Consider the following 25,383-nt stretch of genomic DNA (forward strand, 5'->3'; position numbering starts at 1 on the left):
TTCCTCCCCACGCTCGGTCGCCCTCACGCAGTTGCGCTTCACTTCGCTCACTGTGGTCAGCTCGCGGCGGGACTTGCACCCGCAAGAGTGCGCCCATGCTGGGCGCACAAAAAAACGCCGACCCTCGGGTCGGCGTTTTCATGTGACGCTCACGATCGCTCAGGCAGCGAAGGCCTCCAGTGCGGCATTGAAGGTCGCGCTCGGACGCATCACCGCCTTCACCTTGGCTTCATCGGCCTTGTAGTAGCCGCCGATATCGGCCGGCTTGCCCTGCACTTCCAGCATCTCGGCCACGATCTTCTGCTCGTTCTCGGCCAGCTGCTTGGCCAGCGGCGCGAACCTGGCTGCCAGTTCGGCGTCCTCGGTCTGCGCGCTAAGCTCCTGGGCCCAGTACATCGACAGGTAGAACTGGCTGCCGCGGTTGTCGAGTTCACCGGTCTTCGGCGACGGCGACTTGCGGTTGTCCAGCAGCTTGCCGGTGGCGGCGTCCAGGGTCTGGGCCAGCACCTTGGCCTTGTTGTTGCCGGTCTTGAGGCCCAGGTCTTCCAGCGACACGGCCAGCGCCAGGAACTCGCCCAGCGAATCCCAGCGCAGGTGGTTTTCTTCGGTCAGCTGCTGCACGTGCTTCGGCGCCGAACCGCCCGCGCCGGTTTCGTACATGCCGCCGCCGGCCATCAGCGGGACGATCGACAGCATCTTGGCGCTGGTGCCCAGTTCCAGGATCGGGAACAGGTCGGTCAGGTAGTCGCGCAGGATGTTGCCGGTCACGGAGATGGTGTCCAGGCCGCGCTTGACGCGCTCCAGGGTGTAGCGCATCGCACGGACCTGCGACATGATCTGGATGTCCAGGCCGGTGGTGTCGTGCTCTTTCAGGTAGGTCTTGACCTTCTTGATCAGCTCATTCTCGTGCGGGCGGTACGGATCCAGCCAGAACACGGCCGGCATGCCCGAGTTGCGCGCGCGGGTGACCGCCAGCTTGACCCAGTCGCGGATCGGGGCGTCCTTGGTCTGGCACATGCGCCAGATGTCGCCGGTTTCCACGTTCTGGCTCATCAGGACTTCGCCGGTGGCGAGGTCGGTGATGTTGGCCACGCCGTCTTCCGGGATCTCGAAGGTCTTGTCGTGCGAGCCGTATTCCTCGGCCTGCTGGGCCATCAGGCCCACGTTCGGGACGGTGCCCATGGTCTTCGGGTCGAAGGCGCCGTGCCACTTGCAGAAGTTGATGATCTCCTGGTAGATACGGGCGAAGGTCGATTCCGGGATGACGGCCTTCACTTCCTTCAGCTTGCCGTTGGCGTCGTACATCTTGCCGCCGGCGCGGATCATGGCCGGCATCGATGCGTCGACGATGACGTCGTTCGGCGAATGGAAGTTGGTGATGCCCTTGGTCGAGTCGACCATGGCCAGGGCCGGACGGTGTTCCTGGCAGGCGTGCAGGTCGCGTTCGACTTCTTCGCGCTGCGAGGTCGGCAGGTCGGCGATCTTGTTGTACAGGTCAGCCATGCCGTTGTTGACGTTGATGCCGAGGCTGTCGAACAGGGCGCCGTGCTTCTCGAAGGCTTCCTTGTAGAACATGCGCACGCAGTGGCCAAACACGATCGGGTGCGAGACCTTCATCATGGTCGCCTTGACGTGCAGCGAGAACAGCACACCGGTTTCTTTCGCGTCGTCGATCTGCTTGGCGTAGAAGTCCAGCAGGGCCTTGCGGCTCATGAACATCGAATCGATGATCTCGCCAGCCTGCAGGGCGACTTTCGGCTTCAGCACGATGGTCTGGCCCGACTTGGTGACCAGTTCCATCTTGACGTCGCGGGCGGCGTCGAGGGTCATCGACTTTTCACCGTGGTAGAAGTCGCCGTGGGTCATGTGCGACACGTGGGTGCGCGATGCCTGCGACCATGGGGCCATCGAATGCGGGTTCTTGCGTGCGTATTCCTTGACCGCCTTCGGCGCGCGGCGGTCCGAGTTACCTTCGCGCAGGACCGGGTTCACGGAGGAGCCGATGCACTTGCCGTACTTGGCCTTGATGGCTTTCTCTTCGTCGGTCTTCGGGTCGGCCGGATAGTCCGGCAGCTTATAGCCCTTGGCCTGCAATTCCTTGATGGCCGCGGTCAGCTGGCCCACCGAGGCCGAGATGTTCGGCAGCTTGATGATGTTCGCGTCCGGCTCGAGGGTCTTCTTGCCCAGTTCGCTCAGCACGTCCGGGACGCGCTGTTCCGGGGTCAGGTTTTCCGGGAACTGCGCCAGGATACGGGCGGCGACCGAAATGTCGGCCTGCTCGACCTTGATGCCGGCCGGCTTGGTGAAGGTGCTGACGACAGGCAGGAAGGCGTGGGTCGCCAGTAGCGGTGCCTCGTCGGTCAGGGTGTAGATGATGGTCGGATCACTGCTCATACGCTTTTTCCTCGATGATCGCGCAGGTCGCACGATGTCTAAAAACGGGTGGTAACGCTCGGGTCTTGCAGAGGCAGACTTCGCGAAGTCTTCTATAAGACATAAGACGGCGTTTCACATTATGCACCAACATTTTACTGTGCGCCACGGTTTTAAGATATGCAGCGCTGCCCGAAAGCGAACCGGACAATCGAGCCGACAAACGACAAAACCCGCCGGGACCGAAGTCGGGCGGGTCTTGCTCTGCACAGAACTGCCTGCGCGGCCGAGGCCGCACGCATGTCGATATTAAGCCGACAGTGCTTTCAGGGCTGCAGCCAGACGGCTCTTGTGGCGGGCTGCTTTGTTCTTGTGGATGATCTTCTTGTCAGCGATGCTGTCGATGGTCGACACGGATTGCTGGAAGATGGTGGTTGCAGCGGCCTTGTCGCCAGCCTGGATGGCCTTGCGGACTGCCTTGATTGCGGTGCGCAGGGTCGAACGCTGCGACGAGTTGTGCGCGTTTTGCTTAACTGCTTGACGAGCGCGCTTACGCGCTTGTGCGGTATTTGCCATGAAATTTCCTAAATCGGGGTCAAGTTGCGTTTGCAAACATTCGCGAGTGAAACTGGCGCCTCATTTATGTCCGACGAGTGCCTGCCCAACGATTCGTGTCTGCTAACAGAATTCAGTACAGCCCACGATTATAGCGAAGGAAGCCGGTCAGGGCAATTCATAATTGCATAATTGTCGTCCGGATGCCGGTGCGCCGGTCCGGGACCGGTATTGCCCAAGTATAATCCCGGCCCATGAACCTGCTCCGTACCCTTGCCGCAATTTCCAGCATGACCATGGTGTCCCGCGTCACCGGCCTGCTGCGTGAAAGCCTGTTCGCGGCCGCCTTTGGCGCCTCCTACTTCACCGACGCCTTCAACATCGCCTTCCGCCTGCCCAACCTGCTGCGGCGCCTGTTTGCCGAAGGCGCGTTCTCGCAAGCCTTCGTCCCGATCCTGACGGAATACAAGACCAAGCACGGCCAGGACGCCACCAAGACCCTGGTCGACCACGTGGCCACCGTCCTGATCTGGGCCACCATCCTGACCAGCATTGCCGGCATCCTGGCGGCGCCGGTCCTGATCTACTGGATCGGCGGCGGCCTGCGCAACGAGCCGGAAGCCTTCGATGCGGCGGTCGTCATGACCCGCATGATGTTCCCCTATATCGCCTGCATGGCCTTCGTGGCCCTGGCCAGCGGGATCCTCAACACCTGGCGCCAGTTCAAGATACCGGCCTTTACCCCGGTCCTGCTGAACATCTCCTTCATCTTCGCCGCCGTGGTGCTGTCCGATTACTTCGCCCAGCCGATCTATGCGATGGCGGTCGGCGTGTGCATCGGCGGCCTGCTGCAGGTGGCGATCCAGATTCCTCCGCTGCTCAAGCTCGGCATGCTGCCGCGCCTGTCGCTCAACCCGCTGGTCGGCCTGCGCGACAGCGGCGTGCACCGCATGCTCGGCAAGATGGGGCCGGCCGTCTTCGCCGTGGCGGCAGCCCAGATCAGCCTCCTGATCAATACCACCATCGCCGCCTGGCAGGGTCCCGGCGCCGTCTCGGCCCTGCAGTATGCCGACCGCCTGATGGAACTGCCGACCGCACTGCTGGGCGTCGCGCTCGGCACCATCCTGCTGCCGGGCCTCGCCAAGGCCAACACCGACGGCGACACCGCCGAGTACTCGTCGCTGCTGGACTGGGGCCTGCGCCTGACCTTCCTGCTGGCGATCCCGTCGGCGGTAGGCATGGCGACCCTGGCCGAGCCGATGATCTCCACCCTGTTCCACTACGGCGCGTTCGACGACGCCGACGTGCTCAATTCGTCCAGGCCGCTGATGGCCTATGCCGCCGGCCTGCTCGGCTTCATCCTGGTCAAGACGCTGGCGCCGGCCTTCTTCGCGCGCCAGGAAGTGCGCACCCCGGTCAAGATCGCGGTGGGCGTGCTGGTGGCGACCCAGCTCTTGAACATCGTGTTCGTGCCGATGTTCGGCGTGGCCGGGCTGGCGCTGTCGATCGGCGTCGGCGCCTGCATCAACGCCGCCTTCCTGTACGCCGGCCTGCGCCGCCGCCGGATCTACGTGCCGCAAGCGGGCTGGGGGAAGTTCCTCGTCAAGCTGCTGGTGGCGGTCGCCGTGATGGGCGCGGTGTCGTGGTTCGCGCAGGACCAGTTCGACTGGATCGCCATGCGCACCACGCCGCTGCTGCGCGCGGGCGCGCTGGCGGCGATCATCGCCGCCGCGGCGCTGGCCTACTTTGCCGTGCTGGCGCTGCTGGGCTTCCGTCCGCGCGACTTCAAGCGCCGCGCCAAGTAAGTCACCGCCCGGAATCCTGTGATTGGCCGGGCGGTTCCTGCGGCTCCTTCTGTTCCGGCTCGGCCGGCTTCTCCGGCGCCGGCTCTTCTGCAGGCGGCTCGTCCTTCGGCGCTTCCGGTTCCGGTTCAGGCTGGGGCTCGGCCTGGGGCGGCGGCTCGCGCGGCGCGGGCGGCGCCGGCGGCGCCAGGGGCACGGTGCCCGGCTGCGGCCGCGCGCCCGGCGCCAGCGGTACGCTGCTTCCCCCCTGCTCGGCCATGAACTTCCAGTCGGCGATGTGCTCGCGGTTCTCGAAGCCCGGGAAGCGCTTGTCGAAATTGGCCAGCTTGAGCGGCGTGGCCTGCGACAGGCTGTGCACGCCCAGGATGCGTCCGCCCTCGCCCGCCCGCACCAGGCCCCACTCGGCCTTGCCGCTGACCGGATCGACGAAGATCTTGCGCAGGTGCCGGCGCGGGTTCGGGAAACGCGTATCGCGCAGCAGTTCCTGCAGGGTCAGGGGCTGGGGCGGCTGGCCGCGCGGGGTCGCTTCGGCAAAGGTGCGCAGGGCGGTGCTGAACTGCGCGCCGATCTCCAGCAGCTCCTGTTCCGCGTGGGCGCGCTGCAGCAGCGCGCCGATCTTCAGCGTGGCCGCGCCGACCATGCCGATGATGAAGACGAAGATGATCAGGCCGAGGTAGGTAAAGCCGGCCTGGCGCGGCGGCTGGCGCAGATTCACGCTACCACTCCGCGTAGGGTTTGCCCTTGCGGTCATTGCCCGGCGCCCCGCTCTTCACGTTGCCCACCTCGCCGGATTCCCCTTCCGGCGGCGGCTCCACGATCCAGCTGTCGCGGCTCTCGGCGACCGGGTCCATCGGCAGCTCGCGCAGGTACTTCTTTTCGACCAGCTGGTCGAGCGAATCCGGATAGCGCCCGGTATCGGCGCGGAACTGGTCGATGACGGCGCGCGTGTTGCGCAGGTTCTCCTCGAGGATGGTTTCGCGGGTGGCGTCGATGCTCGGGAAGAAGCGCGGCACGGCGAGCGTCAGCAGCAGGGCCACGATGCCCAGCACCACCAGCAGTTCGATCAGGGTGAAGGCGCCCAGGCGCCGGAGATTTTGCATCGTGCTCACCACTTGTTGTAGGGGATGCCGTTCAGGCCGGGCTTCTCGGACATCGAGTACACGTCGTAGACGTCGTCGCCCTCCTTCGGCTCGTCCGGCTCGCTGGCATAGCTGCGCTTGCCCCAGGTCGCGGCGTCCGAGGCATCGGGATCCGGATGGAAGGGGTCGCGCGGCAGGCGCCGCATGAAATAGATCCGGGCCTGCTTGGGGCTGCGCAGGTCGCGCACGCCCTCGACCAGCATCTCGAGGCGCGGCGGATAGCCGCTGGCGCCCGCGGTCTTGGCCACGCGGCCGTCGTCGCTGGCCTTCTTGTAGGCGTCGATGCCGGTGCGGATCTCGCGCAGCGCGCGGCGCAGCGCCACCTCGTCGCGGCGCTGGGCCGTGACCTGGGCCACCGGCACCACCAGGGTTCCCAGCAGGGCCAGGATCGCCAGCGTCACCAGCAGCTCGATGAGCGTGAAGCCGCGCCTGGACATTACTGCTGGGTGGCCGGTGCGGCGGGCGGCGGCGGCACCGGGACCACCTGGATGTTCGGTGCGGGTGCTGCCGGCGGCGGACCGGATTGCGGGGAACCGGTCTGCGGCGTCACCGGTAGTTGCGACGGCGGGACGGAGAATGGCCGCCCCGGCGCCGGGGCCGCCCCGGCCGTGACCGGCAACTGCACCGGCGCGCGCCCCGTGCCGTCCGGGCGGCGGCGGAAGCTGGCCTCGGTGCCGGCGCCGAATTCGGAAGCCGCGGCCGGCGGCCGCTGCAGCGTGCGCACCAGGCGCGGCGTGATCGACAGCACGATCTCGGTGCGGTCGTTGGAATCGCGCGTGCTGCCGAACAGGCGGCCGACGATCGGCAGGTCGCCGATGCCCGGCACCTTGCTGCCGCTGGAGCGGTCCTCGTTGCTGATCAGGCCAGCCAGCACCTGGTTCTCGCCATCCTTCAACTGCAGCAGCGTGGTGGCCGAGCGGGTGCCGATGCGGTAGGCCACGGTGCCGGAACGGGTGGTCACCGATTCGCCCAGGGTGCTGACCTCGAGCGAGATGCGGATCCCGACTTCGTTGTTCAGGTAGATGGTCGGCTCCACGTTGAGGGTCAGGCCGACGTCGACGTAGTTCACCGATTCGGACGCGAAGCCGCCCACGCCCGAGGAAATCGTGGTCGAGATGTTGGGGATCTTGTCGCCGATGACGACCTTGGCCTTTTCCTTGTTGCGCACGCGGATGCGCGGATTGGCCAGGGTGTTGGAGTCGCCGTCGGTCTTGTTGGCGTTGACGGTGGCGGTGAGGTCGCTGAAGACGCCGATGTTGCCGCGGTTCAGGCCGCGCAGCTGGTCGATGCTGACCGGGTCGCCGTCGATGGTGGCCAGCGGCGCGAACGAAACCGCGCCCGGCCAGGCGATGCCGAGGTCGGTGATGCGGCTGCGTTTGATCTCCAGCACCTCGACGTCGAGCATGACCTCCGGCTCGGGCACGTCCTGCAGCGCCACCAGCTGGCTCGCCACGCGCACCGCTTCCGGGCTGTCGCGCAGGATCACGAGATTCAGCTTTTCGTCCACCACCACGTCGCGCGACTTGAGGATGGTCTTGAAGGTGTTGGCGATGTTCTTGGCATCGGCATTCGCCAGGAAGAAGGTCTTGACCGTCATCTCCTGGTATTCCTTCAGCTTGGCCGCCACGTTCGGATAGATCAGGATGGTGTTGCCGTCCATGACCTGGCGCTCGAGCTGGTTGGTCATCAGGAGGTAGTAGACCGCCGCCTCGACCGTGCTGTTCTTCAGGAAGATCGAGCTGCGCGCATCGGACTTGACGTCCTTGTCGAACACGAAGTTCAGGCCGGAGTGGCGCGCGATGACTTCGAAGATCTGCTTCAGCGGCGCATCGCGGAATTCCAGGCTGATCGGCTTGCGGAAGGACGCCGCCAGCGCCGCCTCGCCGGCCGGGGCGGCCGCCGCCTTCTCGTCCACCTCGAGCATCAGGAGGCGCGCCGGCTCGTGGGCCGGGCGTTCGGTCAGGATCGCGCCCAGCTTCTGGCGCGCGGTATCGAGCTCGCCCTTGTCGAAGGCGGCGCGGGCCTCCTGCAGCATGGCGGCGTGGCGGCGGTCGGCCTCGACCTGGCGCAGGCCGGCGCGGGCGCGCTCGTTGGCCGGGTCGAAGGCCAGCACGCGGCGGTAGTCCTGCAGCGCCGCCTCGACCTGGCCGCCCGCGAAGGCCGCATCGGCCTGCCCGAGCAGGCGGCCGGCCGCGCTGTCGCGGGCGCGCAGGTAGGCGCTGCGGTACTGGGCGTTGCCCGGGTCGGCGGTCACCGCCTCCTGGTATTTCGCCAGCCCGGCGCCGACCTGGTCCTGGGCCACCAGCGCATTGCCTTCCTGGTAGGCGCGCTGACCGGCGCAGCCGCCGAGCAGCACCGCCCCGAGGCCGGCGGCAAGCACGAGTTTGCGGATACGAACCATCAGTCGAATACTCCAATATTGAGCTGCTGAACCTGGTTCAGCGGCAGGTAGGTCAGGGTCAGCACGGGCGGACGGATCGCATCGACGCGGTACATGCCGTCGATCGTCATGTTCTCGCGCACCAGGTGGGTACGGTCGCCGCGCGCCAGGTAGATTTCCCAGGTGCCGTCCTGCAGCGACTTGCCGATGAAGGTGTAGGGCAGCGGCGGCGCGCTCGGCGGCGGCGGTGGCGGCGCGGGGGCCGGCGGCGGCGGCGGCGGGGTCCAGTCCTGGCGCGCGAACACGCCATTCTCGGCGGCGTTGAAACGCGCCTCGCTGTCGCCGATCAGGACCTCCCGGTCCACCAGGCGCAGGATGGCCGGGGCCTTGTCCTTGCGCGCGGCGGTGCCGGTATCCGCGGCCGGCGCCGGCGCCCGGGCGCGCTCGACCGGCTCGGCCACCACGTCCTCGGGGGTGTTGTCGCCGAAGACGACCAGGCCGGCGGCGGCGACCAGGGCGACCGCCATCCCGATGTGGCGCGGCTTCATTGCGGCACTCCCGGGGTGGCGGCGAGATACAGCGTCAGGCGCAGGCGCGCCTCGACGGTCTCGCTGCCGATCGCATCGCGCCGGAAGCCGACGTCGTCCAGCGAGGCGTGCGGCAGCGCGCGCAGCGCATCGAAGGCGAACTGCCAGATCGCCCCGTAGCGCCCCGTCACCGGCAGCGTGATCTGGTAGGTCAGGAAGCGCCCGGCGCGGTCCTGGCTGCTGCGGTACTCGCCCTGGCGCAGGCTGAGGCCATTCTTCTCGGCCAGCGTGAACAGGGTCTTGAGCTGGCGGTCGACGTGGCGGCGCTCGCCCAGCGCGGCATAGAAATGCGCGAGGTTCTGGTCGGCGCTGGGCGGCGGCGCCGGCAGCGCCGCAGGCAGGGGCGGCGGCAAGGCGGCCTGGCGGCGCGCGACCGCATAGTCTTCGCCGAGCTCGGCCCGCGTCATCCCCAGCCACGCGATCGCGCCCATGGCGCCCAGCGCCAGCACGACGGCCAGGGCCGGCACCGGATTCAGGCGGCGCAGCGCGAGCACCATGCGCAGCCACAGCGAAGCCAGGCTCATGTCCTTCATTGCGCCCCCCACTGCGCGCTGAGCTGGAAGCGCAGCGGCCGGTTCGGCTCCTGCTCCGCGATCTCGTGGCGCACCAGGGCGCTTGATGCGAACCAGCCCTGCTCCTGCATCTTTGCCACATAGGCCAGCATGTCGTCGCTGTTGCGCGCCTCGGCCGTGATGCGCAGGGTGCGGCGTTTGGCGTCGGGTTCCAGCGCCAGCAGCGCCACGCTGGCCGGGGTGGCGCTGCGTACCGCCTCGACCAGGTCGCGCCAGGGCAAATTCAGCTGCATGACGGCGTCGTTGATGGCCTGCGCCTGCGCTTCCGGCACCGTGAACTTCGCCTGCGCCACCACCGGCAGCGGTCGCATGGCGGTCGAGCGCGCCGCAATGGCGGCCTGCAGGGCCGCGAGCTGCTCGCGCTCTTCCTGGTACTGGACCAGCTGCGACAGGGCCACGGCGCACACGCCGACGGCGGCGACCACCAGGCCGACGCTCCGTCCGGGGACGCGGAACAGGGTACGGCGCAGCGAACGCGGCGCGAAATCGATCTGGGTGCGTTTGATGCGTCGGATCATGCTTCCATCCCGGTGCGCGCCAGGCGCACGTGCAGCGGCCAGTCGGCGCTGTCGTCTTCCAGCAGGGTGCAGGCGAACTTCAGGCGTCCGGCCGAGCTGGCCCAGCCGGCGGGCGCGGCGCCGCACAGCTGCAGGCGCTCCGGCCGCCCTACCCCGACCCGCAAGGCTTCGCGCGCGACGTGGGCTTCGAGCCAGTCGCGGTCGGCCCCTGGCGGGATCACGGCGGTGCGCACCGCGGCCAGCGCCGCGCCCTCGTAGGCCGCGAGCGACAGCACGCCGCCATGCACCAGGCCGAACCAGGCGCCCGGCCGGCGCGCGCGGCGCCAGGCATTCATCGCGGCCACGAACTGCGGCGCCACCTCGACCAGGTGGAAGCGCTGCTCGCGCGCCAGTGTCTCCAGCAAGCCGAGCAAGGCCTCGGGTGCGGCGGCGGCCAGGAAGGGACGCGCGGCGTCCCAGTCGGCGCTGATGCGCCAGTCGAGAGGCGGCGTGCCGAACAGATGCTGGTGGCGCAGCGCGGCGGCGGCCTGCAGGTCGCCGAAGCGGGTCGCTCCCTGGGGCGGCGGCACCTGCCACAGGCGCACCAGCTCGTCGGCCAGCACGACGCGCATCGGCCATCCCTTCGGCCAGCCGCGCGGGGCGGCGTCGCCCAGCAGGGCACGCAGGCCCTTGGCCAGCGCATCCGGCGCGCCGGCTTCGACCGGCAGCTGGGCCAGCACCTCGGCGCTGGAACCCGGCCAGCCGCTCACGCGCAGCAGCGCCAGGCCGTCGGCGGCGACCCCGAGGCGCAGGGACTGTCCGAAGCGTCTACGCATGGAGGGTCACCCGCCGGATCTCGTCGATGGTGGTGGCGCCGCGTTTGACCAGGTCGAGCGCCGCCAGGCGCAGGCTGCGGGTGCCGTTGGCGTAGGCCGCGGCCTTGATGCGGCGGATCGGCTGCTTGTCGACGATCAGCTCGCGGATCTCGTCGTTCAGGGTCAGGATCTCGGCGATCGAGCGGCGCCCGCGGTAGCCGGTGCCGCGGCAGTCGCCGCAGCCCTTGCCGCGCATGAAGACGTAGTCCAGGGCGTCCTCGCGCGCCAGCTGCACCGAGGCCAGCTCCGCAGCGTCCGGCTCGTAGCGCACGGCGCAGTGCGGGCAGTTCATGCGGATCAGGCGCTGGGCCCAGATGCCGTTCAGGGCCGACACGAAGGCATACGGGTCGATGCCCATGTGGGTGAAGCGGCCGAACACGTCGAACACGTTGTTGGCGTGGACCGTGGTCAGCACCAGGTGGCCGGTCAGGGCCGATTGCACCGCGATCTCGGCGGTCTCGCGGTCGCGGATCTCGCCGACCATGATCTTGTCCGGGTCGTGGCGCAGGATCGAGCGCAGGCCCTTGGCGAAGGTCAGGCCCTTCTTTTCGTTGACCGGGATCTGCAGGATGCCCGGCAGCTGATACTCGACCGGGTCCTCGATGGTGATGATCTTCTCGCGGCCGTTGTGGATCTCGGTAAGCGCCGCGTACAGCGTGGTGGTCTTGCCGGAACCGGTCGGCCCGGTCACGAGCAGCATGCCGTAGGCTTCCTGGGCCAGGGTGCGCAGGGTCGCCAGCGAAGGCGCGTCGAAGCCCAGCGCTTCCAGGGTCAGCGCGCCGTAGGACTCGATCATGGCGCGCTTGTCGAGGATACGGATCACCGCGTCCTCGCCGTGAATGCTGGGCATGATCGAGACCCGCAGGTCGATGTCGCGCCCGCCCGACTCCACCCGGAAGCTGCCGTCCTGGGGGATGCGGCGCTCGGCGATGTCGAGCTCGGCCAGCACCTTCAGGCGCGAGATGATGTGCTCGGCCAGCTCGACGCCGCCGACCGTGGCCGCGTGGTCGAGCACGCCGTCCACGCGGTATTTCACCGCCAGGCCGCCGGCCGTGCTCTCCAGGTGGATGTCGGAGGCGCCGGCCTTGAGCGCATCGTACAGGGTCGAGTTGACCAGCTTGACGGCCGGGCTGCCGCTTTCCGAGACCGAGGCGAAGGACAGCACCTGGTTGGCCTTGCCGTCGCGCCGGGCATCGCCGTCGCCGCCCACCAGGCTGTCCACGGCGCGCGCCGATTCTTCCTGCTTGGAGAGATAGGCCTGGATGTCGGACTGCAGCGCCAGGCACAGGTCGAGCGGCGACCTGGCGGTGGCGCGCGCCTGCGCACCCAGCCAGGTCTGCAGGTCGAGGTCGAAGGGATCGGACAGCACCCCTAGCAGATGGCCGGCGCCGTCGCGCAACAGCACGCAGTGGCGCGACATGGCCTGGGCCAGCGGCAGCAGATCGAACGCCGGAGACTGCGCCAGCATGGCGGCGGTTTCCATCACCGGCATCGCGAAGGGCGCCGCCAGCTCGCGGATGATGCTGCGCGGCTCCAGGCCGGTCAGGCCTTCGAGTTCGGCCACCAGGCCGCGGCGCGAGCCCTGTGCCAGCGCACGGGCGCGCGCCAGCAGTGCCGGGTCGAGGACCTTGTCCTGGGGCGCGTTCACGACATGTCTCCGGCCAGGTCGAAGATCGGCATGTAGAGCAGCACCACGATGGCGCCCACCACCAGGCCGATGGCCGCCATCAGGAGCGGCTCGAAGGTACGGGTGAAGCGGTCGATCCAGCGCGTGATCTCGCCGTCGTAGAAGGCGGCCGACTGGGTCAGCATCGGCCCCATGTCGCCGGTGCGCTCGCCGACGCGCAGCATGCGCAGGGAAATCGGCGTGGTCAGGCCATGGGCTTCGAAGGCATGCGACAGCGGCTGGCCCGATTCGATGGCGGCGCGCGCATGCAGCAGGCCCTTGCGCACGTTACCGGTCACCATCGGCTGCACGGTCTCGATGGCGCCGACGATGGTGATGCCGCCCTCGGTCAGCATGCCGAGCGTCAGGTAGAGGCGCGACAGTTCGTAGATGCGGGCGCGCTCGCCGATGCCCGGCAGGCGCACCAGCAGGCGGGTGATGCCGCCGCTGCGCGCCAGGCGCCGCACGCCCGCTACCGCGCCGACGACCGCGAGCAGGGCCGCCACGCCGATGGCGCTGCCGTGCGCGGACGCGAACTGGCCCCAGTCGAGCAGCAGCTGCGACATCCAGGGCAGCGAGCGCCCTGCTCCCTGGTAGACCTCGGCGAACTTTGGCACCACGTAGCCGATCAGGAAGGCGCTCACGCCGCCGCCCACCATCAGCAGGATCACGGGATAGATGGAGGCGCTGACGATCTTGGAACGCACGGTGTCGATGCGCTGCTGGTAATCGATGTAGCGCGACAGCGCACGCGGCAGGTCGCTGGTGCCTTCGGCGGCGCGCACGATGCCGACGTACAGCGGCGGGAACAGATCGGGCTGGGCGGCCAGCACGCTGGAGAAGCGCTTGCCCTCGCGCAGGCCGCCGAGCAGGCGTTCGAGCACGCCGCGCGCGCCCGGGCTGGCTTCCTTCTCGAGCAGGGCTTCCAGGCCTTCGACGATGCCGAGGCCCGCGTTGAGCAGGGCCAGCAGTTCCTGGCTGAACAGGACCAGGGAAAGCTTGGCGCCCCCACGGCGTCCGAGGCCGGCGAAGGGCGAGCTGCGCGCCGGTTCGACGGCGCTGACGAACAGCCCGCGCGCCTCCACCTGGCGGCGCGCGTCGAGGGCGTCGGCGGCATCGACGACGAGCTTCGAAATCGACATGTCGGGCGCAAGGGTACGAACGGCGAACTGCATGAAGGCGGGCCCGGCTGTTAAAGCTTGATTATTTGTGTGATGTCAGAAGATCACTGCGACGAAATGTCGGCATTGTCCCCGGTACCGCCCGGCTGGCCATCCTTGCCGAGCGACAGGATCTCGTACTCGCCCTTGCTGCCCGGCGAACGGTATTGGTAAGCACGGCCCCAGGGATCCTGCGGCACGCCCTTCTTCAGGTAGGGACCGTTCCACTTGGCGCCGGCGCTCGGCGGCGCGGCCATGAGCGCGTTCAGGCCTTCCTCGGCGCTCGGGTAGCGGCCGACGTCGAGGCGGTAGGTGTCGAGCGACTTGTCGAAGGCTTCGATCTGCGCCTTCGCCACCGTCACTTCGGACTTGCCCAGCTGCGAGAAGTACTTGGGGCCGACATACGCGGCGAGCAGGCCGATGATCACGATCACCACCAGCAGCTCGAGCAGGGTGAAGCCCGCGGGACGCTGGGCGGGACGCGCGGCGACGCGCTGTTCGAATACTGAAACCATCGACCGACTCCTAATTGCACGTACGAAAAGCTTGGCGTTGAAGGCTACCACGGCGCCCAAGGCCAAGACAACATTTCTTTATTTTTTGCCATCACAGCGGCGCGGCGCGCTTGCGCCGCCGCAAGTCGCGATGCCCGTCGCACGCCGCTTCAGCGCGCGACCGGTGCCGGCGACGAGGCCCCCAGCTGGCAAGCGCCGCTGGTGCAGACCGCGCCCGGATCGGGCAGGTGGCGGCAGATCGATACCATGCCGCCGGCCTTGATCTCGGCCATGCGTTCGGCCTTGTGCTGCTCGCCCAGGGCGCGCAGGGCTTTCTCGTCGGTACCGGACATCGAATACGGCAGGTAGGCTTGCGGACCGCCGCAAGCCATGGCGCCGACCGGCAGGGTGCGGCACTGGCTGGACTCGGTACAGGAAGCCGGACCGATCAGCGCGCGGATGCGGGCCAGGGTGTCGCCGCCCTGGGCAGAGGCGCCGGGGCGCGTTTCCTTGCGGCCGGGATCCTGGGCCTGGGTAGTGCAGGCGGTGCATCCGAGCAGGAGGATAAGGATGAGTTTTCGCATCCTGCCATCCTCCCTGCTTGCCAGAATGTGGTCAAGCGAATCACGGTATGCACGCCAAAGCTTGCCGGCTCGCCATCCCTCCCACCCCAGTTCGCTACGCAGCAACAATTCGCTGTTGCCGCAGAACATCAATTGCCGTACGGAATTTTTTACCTCCTTAAAAATAGACGCAGCAACTGCATCCAAAAATCGGGAACGTCGCGCATTTTTATTTCTAAATCTTAATATTTGCTGTTCACTAACGAAAAAAATTGAGCAGCGGAAAAATTTACTCACTACAATAGATTCTGTTACTGACGAGCCCGCTCACCCAGACCGAATCATGAACATCTCCTTCCGTACTATCGCCGCCCTCGCCCTGACCACCCTCCTGACCGCCTGCGGCGCAGGCCAGCATGAGTCGCAAATGCCGATGACCCTCGGCACGGCAGTACAGAGCGACCTGAGCGTCGCCGCAGCCGGCGCCGCTGCCACCCCGGCCGCCTCGACCGGCCCGGCCGTTGCCGCTGCCGCCGGCCCGAACAACCCGGCCCCGGACTGCGCCGCCGAAGGCTGCGCCAGCCTGCGCATCATCGACGGCAATGCCGAAGCCTTCCGTATCGACGCCATGCGCCGCGCATCGGCCGACGGCATGGGACCGGCACAGTCCTGACCGGTCCTGGTCTCACGGCGCCTGCCGGCGCCGCCTCTCTTCTTTCCTCTAAAACAGACGCAGATCGAGGCAACGGGCTACCGCATGGGCCCGGTTACCGACGTCCAGCACCCGGTAGATCCGCTGCAGGTGGTTCTTCACCGTCAGCGCACTGATCCCCAAAGCCCTGCCCGCCTCTTCATTCGACTGGCCGTCGCGCACGCAGGCCAATATCGCCAGCTCGCGCGCGCTGAGCGGACGCGCCGGCGCCTTGCCGGCGCGGGCCCGGCCGGCGAGTGCCCGCAAGAGTCCCAGATGCAGGCAAGGCAGCAGCAACTGCAGGAAGTAGCCATGCCGGGGTCCCGGCCGGAAAGGCAGCCCCAACAGGATGAACAGCGTCGCCCCGCTATCGAGCGCGGCGCTGCCATGCACCAGGGCGTTATCGAAACCGCTGCCGTCCAGCAGGGCGAGGCAGCCGGACAGGTGGCCGGCGGGCACATCTTGATCGAGCGTGGCGGGCTGCGCAGGACCTGAACGCCAGGCCCGCGCAAGGCCCGGCCCGATGCTGCCGGTCAGCCGGTCCAGCGCGCCGGCGTCGAGTACCTTGCGGTGCAGGCATGCGCTACGCACCACCCCACCCCGCCCGTCAAGCTGCAGGCACAGCATCGCCTCGTGCGGCAGCAGGGCCTGCATCGGACCTTGCGCCCACAGGAACAGCGCGTGCAGGTCGGCCAGGTCGACGCCGGACTCGACCGTGCGTAGCAGGTATTCCTGCTCGAGCTTGCTGAGGATGACCATGAGGGCTCAGGCGGCCGACGGCCATCCCAGGCGCGCGCCGGCATTCCAGGCGACGAAGCGGTAGCCGCTGCCGCGCACCGTCACGATGTGTTCCTGGTGGCCGCTCGCCTGCAGCGCGCTGCGCAGGCGGCCGACGTGGGTGTCGACGGTGCGTTCGTCCAGCACGGCATGCCGGCCCCAGACCTGGTCGAGGAGTTGGGAACGGGTATGGACGCGCTCGGGATGGTGCATCAGGAAATTCAGGAGGCGAAACTCTACCGGACCGAGCACGATCTGGCGCGCCCCTGCGCTGACGCGCTGGGTGGCGGGATCGAGCCGCAGGCCTGCCAGCTGGATCGTGTCGCTCGATACCTGCGGCGCGCGGCGCCGCAGCACCGCGTGCATGCGGGCCAACAATTCGCGGGGACTGAAGGGTTTGGTGAGATAGTCGTCGGCGCCGGATTCCAGCGCCAAAATCTTGTCCGGCTCCGCACAGCGTGCCGTCAGCATAATCACCGGCAACTCGCGCGTGCGTGGCCGCGCGCGCAAGCGGCGTACCAGGGCTTCGCCGCTCTGGCCTGCCAACTCCCATTCCAGCAACAACATGTCCGGCAAGGCCTCGTCAAGCAGGACCAGGGCCGATTCGGCATCCGGACAACAGCTGACCCGGTGCCCGGCGCTGCACAGGTTCTGCGTCAGCAACTGCTGGGTTGGAACGTCGGGATCGACCACGAAGACTTGGACGGACATGGCGGCAGGTCGGTAATGGCTCCCCCGTTCGAAGGAGCCCGCATGACAATGCGCCGACTATGCCGCAAGCGTGGCAAGGTGAACAATACAATTTCCCTTTTGAATTAAGACTTTTAGGAAATAAATTGCACAAATAAAAACACCTGCCGCAGGGCGGGCGTTTTCACGCAAACACGAGAATCAGCGGCGTGACTGGACGTGGCGCATTGCAGCAATCAGGAACAGGCCGGTGAGCACCAGCGCCCAGTCCGACGGTTCCGGCACGTCCGCGGCCTGGGACAGGTCGAAGGCCACGTCACCCGCCACCTCGATCAAATCGGCTTCTCCAGGTGTCAGCGCGATCGTCAGCAGGCCAAGGGCGCTGCCCGAATCCTGCACCATCAGGCTGAACAGCGAGCCATTGCCGACCGCGCCCTGCTCGAAGCGCAGGTCGAAGCTGAACGTGCCGCCCAGCAGCGCCTCGGCCAGGATGCCGGTGAAGCCGGCGCCGTTGCCGAGCGTGAGGCCGCCGGCCAGCGTGCCGCTGTAGTCGCCCTGCTGGTCGAGCGTGGCACCGAAGGCGCCCGCTACGTTGCTGATCCGTACCGAGGACGGCAGCGCGTCGGCCGGGCTGCTGAACTGGAAGTCGAAGTAGCCGGTCGGCCCGGTGAGCGTGCTGGTGTCGATCGACACGTGGTAGAGCGGGCCGGCGAGGGCCGTCGGAGCGGCGCCGGCCACCATGGCCAGGGTCAGCAGTGCGCGGACGAAGAGTGCTTGCAGGCGATTCATATTGGTTTCCTTGTACTTAGAACGAGCCGGTGAACAGTTTCGGCGTATAGGCGATGCCGACCTTGTTCGGGTTGTTGAAGGTGGTGCTGACCGTGATCTTGGCGCCGGGGGCGATCGCGGCGTTCGGCAGCGTGATGTAAGGCGCGCCGTTGTGCATGCCGGTCGCGTTGGCGAGCGTGACGCCGGCCGGCAGGCCTTGCAGCACCAAGTGCAGCGGGCCGTTGAGCGCTCCGGTGCCGGTGTTGGTGATGGCTACGCTGCCGGTGAACTGCCCGGTGACGCGGTTCATGATGAAGCCGCCCACCACCGCCTTGACCGACGCGCTCACGTCGCTGAAGGTCGGGCTCAAGGCCAGGCTGACCACCACCGGGTCATGGTCGGAAGCGCGGTAGGCGCCAGCGCGATACGGGTCTTGCGCGGTATCGCCCAGGTTGTAATCGATATGCTCCGGCTCGTCGGCATTGTTGTGCCATTCGGCAGCGCCGGCCACTTGCGGGCTCAGCGAGGCACTCGCCAGCGCGTGGTCGAGGTAGCCCGAGGCGCCGTCGAACACGTAGGAGTACGGCGTGCCATGCGGACGGATAAAGCGCTCGATCTGGTTCACGAAGCCCTTGCCGGTCAGATGATTGATCGGACGCTCGAAGGGATAGGCGTTGAGGTCGCCGATGACCAGCACGTCCTCGTCGCCGGCCGCCGCCGTGACCTGCGGCAGGAACACGTCGGTGAGGCGGGTCGCCTGCTTCACGCGGGTCTCGTCCCAGCAGCCCTGGCCGTTGCCCAGTTCGGTGTCGCCGATCCCGGCGCCGCTGCAGCTGGCCTTCGACTTGAAGTGGTTGACCACCAACGAGAACCTGGCGCCGTTGGACGCCTTGAAGGTCTGGGCCATCGGCGCGCGGTTGTTGACGCGGTCGCTGTCCAGCATGGCGCTGCCGACGGCAGTCAGCACGGCCGGCTTGTAGATCATGGCGACGCGGATGGCGTCGGTGCCCGGGCTCGTGCCCGCTGGCGTCGGCACCATCGCGTAGACCGGCTGGCCGATGGCGGCGTTGAGCTGCTCGACCAGGTAGGCGGTAGCGATGTCGCCGTTGTTCTGGATTTCCATCAGGCCAACGACGTCGGCATCCAGGGCCTTGAGCGAGGCCACGATCTGGTTGCGCTGGCGCAGGAACTCGGTCATGTTGTCGGCACCGCGGCACTCGCTGGCCGAGGTGCGCGAACCGATGGTGCAGCCCTGGCCGCTGTTGCCCCAGGCATCCTTGCCGTCGGTGAAGGTGGTAAAGAAATTCAGCACATTGGCGCTGGCAACCTTGACGCCGGCCGGCAGGTTTGGGGCCGCCGGGCGCGGATTGGTGCGCGAGAACCGCGGCGCTTCCAGTGGCTGCAGCTTGAAGGCCGCGCCGCTGCCGCCGGTCGAACCGTAATCCAGCACGCCTACCAGGTTCGTGACGGTGTCGCCGGAACGCACGGTGTTGTCTTCGCCAAGATAGGGGATGAGCGCCGGTTCGGAGAAGATGCCATCGTCCAGCACGAGGAGGTTGCCGGCATTCTCCGCAGCCAGGGCGTCCGCTTCCGGCGAACCGGCCGGGTGGCGGTTGGTCGGGGATTCGCGGCGGCCTGCCGCCAGGCTCAGTTCACCGCGGTCGCCCAGGTATTTGTTCTGGTTGACGGTCAGCGGCGAGACGACGCGCACCAGCATGCCCTCGTAGCGGCCCCAGTCGGTGTTCGGCAGATCGATGTTGGTCGGAACGATGGCCGGGCCGGTGCCGACCTTGCTCACGCCGGCGAGCTCGGTCAGCTCGGTGTAGGTGCGCGGCGCGCCGCTCGGACGGTATTCGGTCACGGTGCCGGAGACACGCACGCGGTCTCCCGGCGCGATGCCGGCGACGAGAGCGGCATTGCTGTTGAATACGTAGATGGCGTCCGAGGTCGTCGGGTCGCCATCGCCGTTCGGGTCTTGCAGGAAGAAGCTGTTGCCCAGCTTGGCGGTCACGACACCCTCGGTGGTCTGCACCATGCCGGCGTACTCGCTGGTCGTGCCGCTGCCCTGGATCTGCGGGATGCTGTGCTCGCCGGCTACCTTCACGGCGACGGTGCAGCTCTGTTCCTGGCTGTCGTCGTTGGTGAAGCTGATCTTGACCGGGTAGTTGCCGTTGATGACGCCGGCGTCGACCTGCAGGGTCACGCTGGCGCTGGCGCCGTCCGCGCCTGCAGGGGCCAGGTTGACCAGGCTGATGCCGGCCACCCCGCCGGCAACGATGCTCGCGCCGTTGACGATGCTGTCCTTGTCGCTGGCCGACAGTGCCAGGCTGACCGGCGTGCCGGCCTGGGTCAGCACCCCGGCCGGGCAACTGGTCACGATCGGCTCGGCGGCCGGCCCGTTGTTGCAGACGTTGAGCGGCAGCGTGCTGCTGCGGCGCGGACCGGTGACCGGTCCCGCGCTGAAGTCGGCCGCATTGTTGTCGGTGTCGGTGCAGCCGCCCAGCGCGCGCTGGATCGAGTTCGTGTTCGACGGCGCCGGCGCGGCCGCCGTCTCGTAGCGGTCGGCGGTGCCGAAGCCCACCATGTCGAGCACATCCGGTTTGCCATCGGGCGTCCCCAGGCGCGCCGTCGTCCTGGCCAACGCGACCTTGCCGTTCGCGCCTGCCAGGTCGAGCGTGCCGGCATGGTCCGCCGTGCCGACATCGGTGCCGGCCTTGGCGCCGCCCTGGGCGCCGGTAACGAGGAAGTACTGCCCCGGCTTCAGGGTCACGTTCGGCAGGACCGTGAAGTTGGTCACCCAGGTCGTACCCGAGGTCGACTGGTACTGCAGGCTCATTCCGCCCAGGCTGACGTCGCTGCCGCTGCGGTTGAACAGCTCGACGAAGTCGCGGTTCCAGGCCGCGCCGGTATTGCCGCCGGCACCGTAGACCTGGCTGATGACGACGGGACTGTCAGCCGCAGCCGTTGCGGCGATACCGGCGAGCAGCGCTGCGAGGATGGTGCGTCGCGGAGCGAGCGTTGCAAAATTTTTCATGGTTTCCCGATGGATGGATGGTCGCATGCAATAAACGAATGCTTTGTTAGCAAAATGCATAGTAAATGCGCAAATTGACAACATGATGACCACGTATTGATCCGATCGGATCAATCCGTTGCAAATTGGCTAAAAACAGGGACGCTCAGCGGCCCCGATAGGGCGCAGCCAGCGGTTCGCCGATGAACAGCCCCTGGGCGGGCCAGGCCACGCTCTTCCAGTAGGCTTCGATGGCGCTGTCGCCGCTCAGGTAGTGGCGCAGCAGGACCGAGGGATTGGGAAATTTCTGCCAGTGATTGCAGGGCTCGCTGACCGTGCCGTAGCTGGCGGTGGCGCCCGCTTCCAGCCAGCGCAGGCTGCTCATCTGGGACGTGCCGAGCAAGTCGCCGCCGAGCGAAGTCAGGTGGTCGGCCAGGGCGCCGGGCACGAAGCCGATGGTGTCGAGCTTGGCGACCTGGGCCATCCCGGTCTGGTAGACCAGCACGTCCTTCACCCCTTCCAGCGCATCGGCCTGCATCACTTTGGTGGTGAGCCGGCGGCCGGGAATACGCCCGGGGCGGGGAAAGAAGCCGGCGCGGGTATTGCGCGCCTTTTCCGAGGTGGCGAGGTAATAGGCGGTGGCGGGCACGGTGCGGAAGCCGGCCGCCACGCCGCGGTCGATCAAGTCCTTCGCCTCCTGCACCGATTCGGTCGGCAGCAGCATCGACAGGCGGATCCCGTGCTCATCGAAAGGGCGCGCCGACTTGCTGTTGAAATAGGGACTGGGCTGGCCGGGAGAGCAGGTCCTGGCGCACTGGCTGCCGTCGAAGCCGAGGGTGTAGGCGCCGGTGATCGCATTGCAGTCGACGGCATAGGGCGCGGTCCAGACCATCAGCAGCGCCTGGACCTGGGGCCCGAGCTGGCTGTCGATCTCTTCCTTCAGCAGGCGGAACTGGGCCGGACTGATTGCACGCGGTTTGCCGGGAATGCGCACGTGCACCACGTTCGCGGCCGGGATACCGCGCCGCTTGCGGTAGTAGGCGCCCACCGCGACGCTGTTCGGATCCTCGTCATTGATGACGATCGCCAGTTGCGAGGGTTTGAGTGCGGACGCCGGCGCGCCGACGGCAGCGGTGGCGCAGGTCAGGGACAGGCAGCAGAGAAAAATGGCACGCAGGGAGGCATGCAAGAATGCTTGCAGTTTCGGTCGCATCGGATCGGTCGCATGGTGAACGGATGGCGGAGCCGAAGCTCCGCCGTCATCATGCCACAGCTTGCCGTTCTTTCAGCTCACTGCTGAGCGGCGTGGCCGCTGCCCTGCGCCCCTGCTCAGTGCGTGCGCCGGAGTGCGGGCCGCGCGCGCCGCCGCCACGCGGTCCATCCGAGCACGCCCAGGCCACCGATGAACATCGCCGTGTTGGCGGGTTCGGGCACGAGCGAGATCGAATACACCTCGAGCGCGTCGACCCGGAACAGCTGGCCGCCGGTGCTGCCGTCGATGATGCTGGTGCCCTCGGACAGGCCGTCGCCGTAGCTTACCTGCCAGGACATGGCCGCGTTCAGGCGGTCATTGACGAACAGGTCGGGGCCGGCGCCGAAGGTCGGGCCGTGATTCGGATCGTTGAAGGTCTGGCGCAGGCCGCGGTTCGGCAAGACATTGTCGCGCATGACCTGGCGCCACAGCTGGGCGTCGGTGTAGTTGAAAATGAAGGCGGTGCGCTGCCAGTCGTTCGGCGTTTCGTGCCAGCCGTCGGTGGACGACCAGCTCTGCGGATTGTAGCCGCCGACAATCCAGCTCTGGCCGAAATCGTTGGTGACCTGGAGCAGCGTGAAGGTCATGCCGGCGCCGTCGGCGGCGGCGTGGAAGTCGCGCGAATTGTGGCCCTGTTCCCGGGTATAGATGTTGCGCAGGTCCAGCGGACCGGCGCCCAGCCAGCGTTCGAGCTGGCCGTACAGGGTCAGGTCCAGCAGAGGCACGCCGTTCTGGGCGTACGCCGCCGGTGCGGCCAGCACGACGGCCAGCGCAGACGCTGCAAGGATTGTTTTCATGGATTACCCCTCGCTCGTTCAGTTGCAGGCAATTGTATGCCCGTGTTCCGTAAGGGGTTCGCACGGTTCCGCTGCGCAAGCGGCTTGAACTGTACGGCAGGGCCGTACAGTTCAGCTCAATGGCGGCGCCGGATCAGGCGCGCTGGTAGATGTCCTCGAAGCGGACGATGTCGTCCTCGCCGAGGTAGCTGCCGGACTGCACTTCGATGATGTGCAGCGGCAGCTTGCCCGGGTTTTCCAGGCGATGGTTCATGCCGATCGGGATATAGGTCGATTCGTTCTCGGACAGCAGGCTGACGCGGTCGCCGCAGGTCACGCGCGCGGTGCCCGACACCACGACCCAGTGCTCGGCGCGGTGGTGGTGCATCTGCAGCGAGAGCTTCTCGCCCGGCTTGACGGTGATGCGCTTGACCTGGAAGCGGTCGCCGGCATCGATGCCTTCGTAGTGGCCCCAGGGGCGGTACACGCGCGTGTGGTGCAGGTGTTCGGTGCGCGCCTTGCTCTTGAGGTGGTCGACCACCTGCTTGACGCGCTGCACCTGGTCCTTGTGGGTGACCAGCACCGCGTCCTGGGTCTCGACCACGACCAGGTTGTCGACGCCGACCACGGCCACGATGCGCGACTCGGCACGCACCAGCGAATTGGTGACGCCGTCCAGGTAGACGTCGCCGCGCTGGGCATTGCCGTTGGCATCCTTGGGCTGCACTTCCCACAGCGCCGACCAGGAGCCGACGTCGTTCCAGCCGATGTCGGCCGGCACCACGGCGGCGTCGCGGGTCTTTTCCATCACTGCGTAGTCGATCGAATCGGACGGGCTGTCGGAGAAGGCCTGTTCTTCCAGGCGGCAGAAGTCGAGGTCGCGGTAGCCGGTGCTGACGGCCTTGCCGGCGGCGTCGGCGATGGCCGGTGCGTGCAGCTGCAGTTCGGCCAGGAAGCGCTCGGCGCGGAACATGAACATGCCGCTGTTCCAGTAGTAGCCGCCGTCGTCCAGGAAGCTTTGCGCGGTGGCGGCGTCCGGCTTCTCGACGAAGCGCGCCACCTTGTAGCAGTCGCCGCAATGGGCGACCTGTTCGCCGCGGCGGATGTAGCCGTAGCCGGTCTCCGGGGTCTTGGGTACGATGCCGAAGGTGGCCAGGGCGCCTTGCGACACCAGGGTTACGGCGCGCTCGACCGCGTCGCGGAAGGCCGCGCCGTTCGCGATCACGTGGTCGGCCGGCAGCACCAGCATCAGCGCTTCCGGATCGATCGCCTTCAGGTAGTGGGCCGCCGCCGCCACCGCCGGGGCGGTGTTGCGGCCGACCGGCTCGAGCAGGATGCCGAGCGGGGTGATGCCGATCTCGCGCAGCTGTTCCGCCACCATGAAACGGTGATCGTTACCGCATACCACGAGCGGCGCCATCACTCCCGGCCAGCCGGCCACCCGCAGCGCAGTTTCCTGCAGCATGGTCTTGTCGGCCACCAGCGGCAGCAGCTGCTTGGGCAACACGGCGCGCGACAAGGGCCACAGGCGGGTACCGGCACCGCCGGAGAGGATGACTGGGTAGATTTTCATGCGCTTGCTTTCTCTATGATTTTCTCGAGCTCGTTGCTGCTCGTACTGTCGGTTTCCTTGCGCCGCGAGCGCCGGCGGTCGCGCGCATTCAGCCATTCCTGGGAAGAGTACTCGGAGGAATGCTTCATCTCGCCTTTGCGGTCGACACTGTAATCCTTGAAAACGATCATTTCATGCAATGTTACATCATGCAACACCCGTGTGTATTCGAACAACACACTACGCACCACCTCGGCGCCTTCGCAGATGTGGCTGCCGTGGCCGATCCAGGTCGGGCCGACGATGCGGGCCCCGGCTTCGATGCGCACATTCGAGCCGATGTAGACCGGACCCTCGATGACCGTGCCGTTCCAGTCGATGCTGGTGTTCAGGCCGGTCCAGACGCCGGGCTCGATCTGGATGCCCGGCACGTCCATGTGGTTGACCTCGCCGGTCAGCACGGTCTGCAGCACTTCCCAGTAGTCGCTCATGGTGCCGATGTCGAGCCAGTTGAAGGGGCGCCCCTGGGCATAGAACGGCAGGCCGCGCTCGGCCAGCAGCGGGAACAGCTCGGAACCGATGTCGAAGGGCACGCCCGACGGGATCAGGTCGATGACTTCCGGTTCGAAGATGTAGATGCCGGTGGAAATGAAGTTCGACTTCGCTTCGGCTTCGGACGGCTTTTCCTGGAACTCGGTGATGCGCCCTTCGGCGTCGGTGACCACCACGCCATAGGACGAGACCTTGTCCCACGGGACTTCCTTGGTGATGACGGTGGCCATCGCTCCCTTGCGGCGGTGCTCGAGGAGCGCCGCCTTGAGATCGAGGTCGATCAGGGCGTCGCCGCACAGCACGATGGTGGTGTCGTCGAAGAAGCCGCCGAATTCCTGGATCTTCTTCATGCCGCCGGCCGAGCCGATCGGCTCGGGCACGACTTCGCCGTCGTCCTTGATGTAGCCCTCGAACGAGTAGCCGATCTGGACCCCGAACTGCTCGCCTTCACCGAAGTATTCCTCGATCTTTTCGTGCAGCCAGCTGACGTTGACCATGATCTCGGTCACGCCATGCTTCTTGAGGTGCTCGACGAGGTAGGCCATCACGGGTTTGCCCAGCAGCGGGATCATGGGTTTTGGCAGGTCATAGGTCAGCGGGCGTACGCGCGTGCCCTTGCCTGCAGCGAGAATCATGGCTTTCATCAGAC

General features: G+C 67.2%; 24 protein-coding genes. 2 read left to right on the top strand and 22 right to left on the bottom strand.

The window, feature by feature from the left end:
* Window positions 1-159: 159 nt before the first annotated feature.
* Window positions 160-2,394, bottom strand: coding sequence for an NADP-dependent isocitrate dehydrogenase (locus tag AC56LK_RS18760; RefSeq protein ID WP_497186002.1), 2,235 nt, complete (start codon window positions 2,392-2,394; stop codon window positions 160-162).
* A gap of 288 nt (window positions 2,395-2,682) precedes the next feature.
* Entirely contained in the window at window positions 2,683-2,949 is a 267-nt protein-coding gene (rpsT, locus tag AC56LK_RS18765) for a 30S ribosomal protein S20 (protein ID WP_027864728.1), read from the bottom strand.
* A gap of 233 nt (window positions 2,950-3,182) precedes the next feature.
* Here rpsT and murJ point away from each other — a divergent pair, with 233 nt between their 5' ends.
* Window positions 3,183-4,733 carry a murein biosynthesis integral membrane protein MurJ gene (murJ, locus tag AC56LK_RS18770; protein WP_497186003.1) on the top strand — a complete coding sequence of 517 codons (1,551 nt, stop codon included), beginning with the start codon at window positions 3,183-3,185 and terminating at the stop codon, window positions 4,731-4,733.
* Window position 4,734: 1 nt separating this feature from the next.
* On the opposite strand, the gene AC56LK_RS18775 is transcribed toward murJ, so the two are convergent.
* From AC56LK_RS18775 to AC56LK_RS18830, 12 genes are all read right to left on the bottom strand, one after another.
* Window positions 4,735-5,445 (bottom strand): type II secretion system protein, encoded by a 711-nt coding sequence (locus AC56LK_RS18775; RefSeq protein ID WP_497186004.1) that lies wholly within the window; start codon window positions 5,443-5,445, stop codon window positions 4,735-4,737.
* A gap of 1 nt (window position 5,446) precedes the next feature.
* Window positions 5,447-5,830, bottom strand: coding sequence for a type II secretion system protein (locus AC56LK_RS18780; protein ID WP_497186005.1), 384 nt, complete (start codon window positions 5,828-5,830; stop codon window positions 5,447-5,449).
* Window positions 5,831-5,835: 5 nt separating this feature from the next.
* Window positions 5,836-6,306 carry a type II secretion system protein gene (locus tag AC56LK_RS18785; protein ID WP_497186006.1) on the bottom strand — a complete coding sequence of 157 codons (471 nt, stop codon included), beginning with the start codon at window positions 6,304-6,306 and terminating at the stop codon, window positions 5,836-5,838.
* Complete coding sequence (locus AC56LK_RS18790; RefSeq protein WP_497186007.1) at window positions 6,306-8,270, bottom strand: secretin GspD/PilQ domain-containing protein; 1,965 nt, start codon at window positions 8,268-8,270, stop codon at window positions 6,306-6,308. The genes AC56LK_RS18785 and AC56LK_RS18790 overlap by 1 nt, the downstream gene beginning before the upstream one ends.
* Window positions 8,270-8,797, bottom strand: coding sequence for a hypothetical protein (locus AC56LK_RS18795; protein ID WP_497186008.1), 528 nt, complete (start codon window positions 8,795-8,797; stop codon window positions 8,270-8,272). Before AC56LK_RS18795 ends, AC56LK_RS18790 begins: the two co-directional genes overlap by 1 nt.
* Window positions 8,794-9,369, bottom strand: coding sequence for a hypothetical protein (locus AC56LK_RS18800; protein WP_497186009.1), 576 nt, complete (start codon window positions 9,367-9,369; stop codon window positions 8,794-8,796). The genes AC56LK_RS18795 and AC56LK_RS18800 overlap by 4 nt, the downstream gene beginning before the upstream one ends.
* The gene (locus tag AC56LK_RS18805; RefSeq protein ID WP_497186010.1) at window positions 9,366-9,926 is read right to left on the bottom strand and encodes a PilN domain-containing protein; all 561 of its coding nucleotides are present in this window, start codon (window positions 9,924-9,926) and stop codon (window positions 9,366-9,368) included. Before AC56LK_RS18805 ends, AC56LK_RS18800 begins: the two co-directional genes overlap by 4 nt.
* Window positions 9,923-10,741: a hypothetical protein gene (locus AC56LK_RS18810; RefSeq protein WP_497186011.1), complete on the bottom strand. Its 819-nt coding sequence runs from the start codon at window positions 10,739-10,741 to the stop codon at window positions 9,923-9,925. Before AC56LK_RS18810 ends, AC56LK_RS18805 begins: the two co-directional genes overlap by 4 nt.
* Entirely contained in the window at window positions 10,734-12,428 is a 1,695-nt protein-coding gene (locus AC56LK_RS18815) for a GspE/PulE family protein (RefSeq protein WP_497186012.1), read from the bottom strand. The genes AC56LK_RS18810 and AC56LK_RS18815 overlap by 8 nt, the downstream gene beginning before the upstream one ends.
* On the bottom strand, window positions 12,425-13,621 hold the full coding sequence (locus tag AC56LK_RS18820; protein WP_497186013.1) for a type II secretion system F family protein: 1,197 nt from the start codon (window positions 13,619-13,621) through the stop codon (window positions 12,425-12,427). The genes AC56LK_RS18815 and AC56LK_RS18820 overlap by 4 nt, the downstream gene beginning before the upstream one ends.
* A gap of 50 nt (window positions 13,622-13,671) precedes the next feature.
* Window positions 13,672-14,121 (bottom strand): type II secretion system major pseudopilin GspG, encoded by a 450-nt coding sequence (gene gspG / locus AC56LK_RS18825; protein WP_497186014.1) that lies wholly within the window; start codon window positions 14,119-14,121, stop codon window positions 13,672-13,674.
* 149 nt (window positions 14,122-14,270) lie between these two features.
* Window positions 14,271-14,684, bottom strand: a complete 414-nt coding sequence (locus tag AC56LK_RS18830; protein ID WP_497186015.1) for a hypothetical protein — start codon at window positions 14,682-14,684, stop codon at window positions 14,271-14,273.
* A gap of 322 nt (window positions 14,685-15,006) precedes the next feature.
* Here AC56LK_RS18830 and AC56LK_RS18835 point away from each other — a divergent pair, with 322 nt between their 5' ends.
* Window positions 15,007-15,336 (top strand): hypothetical protein, encoded by a 330-nt coding sequence (locus tag AC56LK_RS18835; protein ID WP_497186016.1) that lies wholly within the window; start codon window positions 15,007-15,009, stop codon window positions 15,334-15,336.
* A gap of 48 nt (window positions 15,337-15,384) precedes the next feature.
* On the opposite strand, the gene AC56LK_RS18840 is transcribed toward AC56LK_RS18835, so the two are convergent.
* The 8 genes from AC56LK_RS18840 to AC56LK_RS18875 form a co-directional block, all read right to left on the bottom strand.
* Window positions 15,385-16,113, bottom strand: coding sequence for a LuxR C-terminal-related transcriptional regulator (locus AC56LK_RS18840; RefSeq protein ID WP_497186017.1), 729 nt, complete (start codon window positions 16,111-16,113; stop codon window positions 15,385-15,387).
* A gap of 6 nt (window positions 16,114-16,119) precedes the next feature.
* Window positions 16,120-16,842, bottom strand: a complete 723-nt coding sequence (locus AC56LK_RS18845; protein ID WP_497186018.1) for a winged helix-turn-helix domain-containing protein — start codon at window positions 16,840-16,842, stop codon at window positions 16,120-16,122.
* Between the two features lie 180 nt (window positions 16,843-17,022).
* The gene (locus AC56LK_RS18850) at window positions 17,023-17,610 is read right to left on the bottom strand and encodes an NF038129 family PEP-CTERM protein (RefSeq protein WP_497186019.1); all 588 of its coding nucleotides are present in this window, start codon (window positions 17,608-17,610) and stop codon (window positions 17,023-17,025) included.
* Window positions 17,611-17,626: 16 nt separating this feature from the next.
* A complete protein-coding gene (locus tag AC56LK_RS18855) occupies window positions 17,627-20,623 on the bottom strand; it encodes an ExeM/NucH family extracellular endonuclease (protein ID WP_497186020.1) in 2,997 nt (998 codons plus the stop codon).
* Between the two features lie 145 nt (window positions 20,624-20,768).
* Entirely contained in the window at window positions 20,769-21,791 is a 1,023-nt protein-coding gene (locus AC56LK_RS18860; protein WP_497186021.1) for a TIGR03790 family protein, read from the bottom strand.
* A 140-nt stretch (window positions 21,792-21,931) separates the two neighbouring features.
* On the bottom strand, window positions 21,932-22,651 hold the full coding sequence (locus tag AC56LK_RS18865) for a PEP_CTERM-anchored TLD domain-containing protein (RefSeq protein ID WP_497186022.1): 720 nt from the start codon (window positions 22,649-22,651) through the stop codon (window positions 21,932-21,934).
* A 133-nt stretch (window positions 22,652-22,784) separates the two neighbouring features.
* A complete protein-coding gene (locus AC56LK_RS18870) occupies window positions 22,785-24,203 on the bottom strand; it encodes a mannose-1-phosphate guanylyltransferase/mannose-6-phosphate isomerase (protein ID WP_497186023.1) in 1,419 nt (472 codons plus the stop codon).
* Entirely contained in the window at window positions 24,200-25,378 is a 1,179-nt protein-coding gene (locus AC56LK_RS18875; RefSeq protein ID WP_497186024.1) for a nucleotidyltransferase family protein, read from the bottom strand. The genes AC56LK_RS18870 and AC56LK_RS18875 overlap by 4 nt, the downstream gene beginning before the upstream one ends.
* Between the last annotated feature and the right edge of the window lie 5 nt (window positions 25,379-25,383).

The organism is Telluria sp. ZB4P36 (assembly GCF_059685865.1).